Here is a 207-nt window from a genome sequence, read left to right on the forward strand (position 1 = left end):
GATGGGGTCGAAGCCATCGGGGTAGAGTGTGGCGTTGCTGCGCGGGTTCGGGATGGTATTACCATTGTCGTCGGTGCTGGTGGGGAAGCGCGTGTAGGCGTAGGCATTGCCCCGGCGCACATTGATGCCGCCAAACACGTAGGCGTAGATATTCTCGCTCAGCGGCAGCTTACTATTGAGGTAGGCCGAGGTGTTGTACACCTGCGG

At 59.9% G+C, this 207-nt stretch carries 1 protein-coding gene; it reads right to left on the reverse strand.

All coding sequences use genetic code 11. The features are described from left to right. A partial coding sequence (locus JEM65_RS21805; protein WP_199603869.1) for a hypothetical protein occupies positions 1 to 207 on the reverse strand: 207 nt, incomplete at both ends.

Source organism: Gelidibacter salicanalis (genome assembly GCF_016469035.1).
Lineage (GTDB): Bacteria > Bacteroidota > Bacteroidia > Flavobacteriales > Flavobacteriaceae > Gelidibacter > Gelidibacter salicanalis_A.